The organism is Gammaproteobacteria bacterium (assembly GCA_013696315.1).
Taxonomy (GTDB): Bacteria; Pseudomonadota; Gammaproteobacteria; order JACCYU01; family JACCYU01; genus JACCYU01.
This window is the reverse complement of record JACCYU010000155.1, coordinates 1-4,941: the sequence shown is the minus strand read 5'-3', so window position 1 is coordinate 4,941 and position 4,941 is coordinate 1. Positions and strand designations below refer to the sequence as shown.

Here is a 4,941-nt window from a genome sequence, read left to right as displayed (position 1 = left end):
CGGCTACTTGTCACCCCTTCAATTCGAGAGGAGCATAAACACGACCCACAAAACCCCTAAACTGCTGCAACACGCGGCTTGAATCCCAAGCCGCCAACCGTCCACGAAAACGGGGTAACTCCATCATGCGTCCCGTGGCACATCTTGAACAACGGAACGCATCGCTGCTCTTAAGCTAACCCAGACCTACTTACAGATTGGTTACAGATTGGAAAATTGAATGACGACGCGGTGGCGTCCTGAGGGCTCAGCCGTGGCGGATAGACATATAGAGCGCCTCGGTCGCCGGCGAGGGCGTGATACTCAAGCTGATGGAGAGGTGGCGTTTGCAGCGGTGGTAGGTGTCGAGGGCCCGCGATCGATTGCCGAGTTGATGATGCGCGCGCATCGCGCCCTGATAGAATTCCTCCGCCAGATCGTCAACCTCAAGTCCGCGTTGATAACAGGCCAGCGCGCGAGTCCAGTCGCGCGTTCGCTCTGTTTGTCGCGCGAGATCGTTCACGGGCCCGATGAATCGCGCGCGCAGTCGATTGCGCGTTGCGCCGCTCCACGGCGCCGCGGTTCACCGGTGAGAAAGGGGCCATGGTAAAGGGATAATGCCCGCTCCAAGGGCTTTATCGCCGCATCTTGATGGTCGCTCTGTCTCTCGACCATAGCTTGGTTTAGCAACTGTTCGAAGGCCCACGCATCGATCCAGACGCGGCCGCAATCAAGCGTCAGCCGGCTATCGTGCAACATCACCGCCTTATCACCCACGAGTGCGCGCAGCCGGTGCAAAGTGGTGGCAAACATACGGTGGCCGGCGTCGCCTTCCTCATGAGGCCACAGGGCTTCGATGAGTTGCACTTCGCCTACGCTTTGGCCTCCCAATGCAACCAAAGCCTTTAGCAACCGCAATGGCATCCTAGGCGCCTTGCGCGAAAAGCTGAGCGGCTGATCATCGCGCAGCATTTCAAACCGGCCGAGCGTGTATATCCTGACCGACCGGGGCCAGCTTTCCACGTGCGCTGATCCTTGGTCGGGGAGCAACCCCAACGATCGGATCTGCTCGCGGGTCAGCTCGTACTCGATCCCGAGCTCTAGCGACTTGGTGAACAAATAGCGAGTCACTGGGGATGAGTTGCTCATCCATGTCACGGGACCGGCCATGTAGCCTTGTGATCTGGCCAGGCTTCGCTCCGCCGCGAGGTAGCCACGCCCCGCCACCTCATCGCCATCCATGAAACTGCAATACGCGCGCAAGGCAAGTGTCGCCCACTCGAGCCACTTCGCACCGATCTCGCGCGCCATATGCAGGGCCTGATCGATCAGTTCGCGGGCGGCAACGCAATCGTCCCAAAGGTCGAGCGCCCACCCAACTTCTGCCATCGCCAAGCACTTGAACACAGGACAACCGCATTCATCGGCGTTATGAAGGCATGCGCGCGCATGATTCAACGCCAGGCGGTAATCGCCGCGCAGCGCCGCTTCCCAAGTCGCTAACTGCCAGTAGTAGAAGGCGCCGAGGGAGGTGCGAGCCTCCGGTCGCGTGGCGACATGACGCAACTCTTCCTGGGCTTTGTCCAAATCGCCGCTGAGAAAGGCCGCCGCCGAGACCAGGTAGTGACTCGCGTAGTTCGAAGCTTGCGCGCTGGTGGACTCGGTCAGCGCAACACTAGCTTGGGCGGCCCGACGCATGTCTTTAATACGACCCGTGGCGCAGTAATAGGTCGAGAGCGCGTTATAGGCGCGAGATTTTGCCGAAGGACAAACCTCGCCCGCGTCCAACCGGGCGCATAAGCCCTCGACCAGGCTTGATGCGCGAGTGAGATCGGAATACGTGTCTGACAATATTGTCTGCGCGAGGCCTGTAACCTCAAGCGCTGGATCGCCGCGTTCCGCCGCCAGACTCAACAGGCGCGCCCGCCAATGAGCGCGTCGTGGATGTACGGGCATGCGGGAGGCAAGCGCGACATTCATGCGCTGAGCGACGATGCATTCCAGCTCCAGCGACGGGAATTCAAGGCGTTGCGCGATAAGCGACTCCAGGCGCTCGATCCATACATCCCAACGGCGCAGCGATCCGCCCCAGTCCATCTGAATGCATTCCATCGCGCCGCACCACGCAGAAAAGGCGCCTGTCCCGTCGTTCATCTGTAGAAACCGCAGAAAGGCCTGCTCAAAGCAGGACAGGCTCCGTTGCGGATTCTCTTCGAGCAGGCAACTGCCCAACCAGTGAACGAGCCAAGGATCATGCCTGCGGACTTCCTCCGGAAGCTCACCGAGCCACTCGCCAAGCGCCTGGCGCCGACCCCGCGCGAGCAGTTGCCGCGCGACCCGCTTGATGAGCGCCGACATTTGCGTCCAGTCTTGGCTTTCTTTTAGTAGTTCGATCGCGGATTCGATCCAACCCTCCCCTTCGAGCAACGCCGCGGCCTGACGCTTGAAACGCACAAGCGCGTCTTGCGAGAGCGTCTCGTCAAGCTGCGTCAGCAGAAACTCGCGCAATAACGGATGGTATTGATAAATCTTGCACGCATTCGTGTGGCGGGTAATAAACAAATGTCTGCGGCACAGCTCGGCAAGAATACGCTCGGCGCGCGGATTGCCCGTTAGCAACGCCGCCATCGGCACGGTCATTTTGCGCAAGATAGCGCTTTGCACCAAGAAAGTCCGGATCTCGGGCTCCACCTGCTCCAGAAGTTCAATGGCGAAGTAGTCGAAGATGGTCTCCGATCCGGAGCTGGCAAGCGCCTCGGGCTCTATATCGTCGGGATGCAACCATTCGAGCAACAATACGACACCCGCCACCCAACCTTCAGTGCGCTCTATCCAGGGTTCGAATAGCTTAGCGCACCGCGCGTCGCGGCTGCGTAAGGCCACGATTCCTTGCGTCTCGGGTTGCGTCAGTCGCAGGTCGCGCCAGCCGATAACCGCCATCGCGCCATTGGCCCGCAAGCGCGTCAACGCTGGCGGCGGCGCGTGCCGGCTAATGGCGAACACGCGACAGCCTGCCGGCACGGCTTCCAGCCCCGCGCGCATGACCTCGTGGAGCTTCGAGTCTGGGTTTACATTGTGATAGTCGTCGAAGACCAACAGGCCAGGCTGTGGTAGGCCATTACAAAGATCAAAAAAGAAATTACGGGCGAACGCGTGCACGCCACGGGTGTGCTGAACGGAGAACAAGGGCAGGGGCTTTTCTGTGCGCGGAATAGCCAGATTTGCGGCCAATCCCAAGTAATAAAAGAAGGTGGCGATATCCTCGTCGCCCTCATCGACCTGATACCACAGACAAGCCAGCCCGCGCGCCTCCAGATAACTCGACACAAGGGTGGTCTTGCCCGAACCGGCCGGACCCATGACCCACGTAACCGGACGCGGGCGCGCCTCATCGAGCTTTTGGAGCAGCTGCTCGCGGGTTAAGATTCCCGCCAGACGCGGCCGGCTAAGCTTAACTAACGCCTGAACGTCACGCTGCTTGGAAATCGCAAGTAGTTTGCCGTCCATCCTCCCGCTCCACCGGTGCTGCTATGCGGAAAGTCACCGATGTTGGTGACCATGTCAAGTGTGCGATGTGAGAGCACCGAATAGCATTTTGAAATGGGTGATATAGACAGCTAGATCGCCGCCAGATAATCGAGCGCCAACAAGCCGCCCGCGCCCGCGCCCGCGCCCGCGAAGGGAAGTATCAAGGCTCTGAGGAAAGGCTGCTGAGAAATCGGGCGGAAGGCGCCTACTTGGTTTTATTCTCGACTTCCTCGATCAGCAGCTTGAGCTGCGCTTCCCGCGCATCCTGCTTGGCGCCAATGGCCATGGATAATCTCTGATTCAGTCCATACAAGGCTTTACGCCGTCCGTTTTCAGCCGCCCCGCGTAAAGTCATCGCGCAGCCCACGGCAAGCAGGATATGCAGCGAGAAAATCAGCACGAGCAGCGGCGATCATGTTATCGATGACGAAGGCTTGATTGGCGCAGAAATGGCTCTCGTACAGGAAGTCGCGGAAGACGGACGTTTAAATTTTATCGATTTGCCCATAAATCACCCGAAGTACGAGGGCAAATATGATAATCATGTACCGATCGACTTGCCGCAGTTTTACTGCACCATGTCGGAGGCCGGCTTTCCGTATGCCAAGAAAGCATTGGATTTCGCCTTCAAACAGCCGGGCGCTAATGTCGTAGGCCCTTTGGGGAAACGCGCCGGTCTCGATATCAAGGTGCTTTACACCAATGTTCTACGACTGAACTTCTTTCCGGACGCCAGAGCGTGGGTCAACGTCGGCCGGGGTTTCGGCGACGACTTGCAAGTCAGATGGCGGGCAATCGACACCAGCAAAACAAACGCAGAATTTTACCTGGTTGAGAAACCATTCTTTAATCAGCCGTATCTCTTTCTCACGGCGGTATTCGATAACAGGAACAATACCGAATTCAGTTATGTGCGCCCGGACGGTGGTTATTATGCACATTTAACAAGCCGCGGAGACGAGAATCTGGACACCACTGTTACCGCATCTCCGATTTTTTACCTGGAGAAAAGTAATGGTCAGACGGGTGAACGTAAGAAGGGCCAGCCAATCGGGTTGCCCGTTTATGGTGTACATCACCCCAATAGAGATGTGTATGGCGGAGGCGGTGCCTGCCCACTCAAAGGAGGAGATTGGGGAAGGTACCCGGATACAGCAGGCGCGTCGGGCTGGCCGACAAACTACGAGGAAGTGACGCCGTTATGCGATGCGATATTGGTGGACATCAAATTTTACACCAACCTTGATGGTCGAGATTGGGACAGTCCGACAAAGAATCTGGCAAACGCCGGTGTCGGAACGACGCAAGTAACTTACATAATGCAGTCCGGGCAATACGGTGTTTTCACCGACCCCTATCACACGGAGCGAGGCGTAAAGAACTCCGAGGCTGAATTTATACCGCCCGCAGTGACACTGACCTATCCGACTGTGA

Annotated in this window: 4 protein-coding genes; 1 reads left to right on the top strand and 3 read right to left on the bottom strand. The window is 58.0% G+C overall.

The window, feature by feature from the left end; all coding sequences use genetic code 11:
• Window positions 1-247 precede the first annotated feature (247 nt).
• The 3 genes from H0V34_09305 to H0V34_09295 form a co-directional block, all read right to left on the bottom strand.
• Complete coding sequence (locus tag H0V34_09305) at window positions 248-526, bottom strand: hypothetical protein (GenBank protein MBA2491880.1); 279 nt, start codon at window positions 524-526, stop codon at window positions 248-250.
• Window positions 499-3,486, bottom strand: coding sequence for a hypothetical protein (locus H0V34_09300; GenBank protein ID MBA2491879.1), 2,988 nt, complete (start codon window positions 3,484-3,486; stop codon window positions 499-501). The genes H0V34_09305 and H0V34_09300 overlap by 28 nt, the downstream gene beginning before the upstream one ends.
• 226 nt (window positions 3,487-3,712) lie before the next feature.
• The gene (locus H0V34_09295; protein ID MBA2491878.1) at window positions 3,713-3,907 is read right to left on the bottom strand and encodes a hypothetical protein; all 195 of its coding nucleotides are present in this window, start codon (window positions 3,905-3,907) and stop codon (window positions 3,713-3,715) included.
• Window positions 3,908-3,956: 49 nt separating this feature from the next.
• Here H0V34_09295 and H0V34_09290 point away from each other — a divergent pair.
• Window positions 3,957-4,941: hypothetical protein (locus H0V34_09290; GenBank protein ID MBA2491877.1), on the top strand; the 985-nt coding region annotated here is incomplete at its 3' end.

Bases quoted from the DNA above. Each gene is read 5' to 3' on its own strand.
- H0V34_09300 (MBA2491879.1), bottom strand. From the start codon at position 3,486: ATGGACGGCAAACTACTTGCGATTTCCAAGCAGCGTGACGTTCAGGCG.